The sequence below is a fragment of the Mycobacterium sp. E3247 genome (genome assembly GCF_001667785.1).
Taxonomy (GTDB): domain Bacteria; phylum Actinomycetota; class Actinomycetes; order Mycobacteriales; family Mycobacteriaceae; genus Mycobacterium.
This window is the reverse complement of sequence record NZ_LZJG01000326.1, coordinates 1-576: the sequence shown is the minus strand read 5'-3', so window position 1 is coordinate 576 and position 576 is coordinate 1. Positions and strand designations below refer to the sequence as shown.

The 576-nt window shown below is 71.5% G+C and carries 1 protein-coding gene and 1 pseudogene; one reads left to right on the top strand and one right to left on the bottom strand.

Annotated features, from left to right (window positions below; all coding sequences use genetic code 11):
• Positions 1-225: pseudogene (locus A9X04_RS31585) on the bottom strand (MFS transporter); the annotation flags it as partial.
• A gap of 97 nt (positions 226-322) precedes the next feature.
• Here A9X04_RS31585 and A9X04_RS18180 point away from each other — a divergent pair.
• The coding region (locus A9X04_RS18180) for a DUF3027 domain-containing protein (protein ID WP_156764408.1) at positions 323-576 on the top strand (254 nt) is incomplete at its 3' end.

Sequence of the window (576 nt, the reverse complement as noted above, 5' to 3'; positions counted from 1 at the left end):
GCGCGGCGGTGTGCTGTCGCGGCGCTCCGGCTCAGGCTGCTCGCCGATGGGCGGCAGGTAGCGATTGGCGCTCGGCATCGGCGGTGGCCGGCGTGGTCGGCGGTGATCGCCCTCATCGGCGGGGTAGTTGGCCGTGCCCGGATGCTGGTGGGCGGCCCCGTTGCGAGGCCGACGACCCGGATTCGAGGCCACGCGGCCCTGATCGTCACGCCGCCGTCCAGACACGTCCTGATTCTCCCTCATGCCGACGACATGCGTCTGCAGGTAACGGGGCGTGGCTCGCCAACCTAGTATTGGAAACGCAATGCAGGAAGGGGACAGCGTGACGGGGCCCATCGAGGAATCCGCCGTGGCGACCGTGGCCGAGTGGCCCGAGGGGTTGGCGGCCGTGCTTACGGGCGCGGTGGACCAGGCCAGGGCTGCGGTCGTGGAGTTCAGCGGGGCCGACGCCGTCGGCGACTACCTGGGCGTCAGCTACGAGGACCCCGCCGCGGCCACCCACCGGTTTCTTGCGCATCTGCACGGCTATCAGGGCTGGCAGTGGGCCGTCGTCGTCGCCGCCCACCCCGGTGCCGA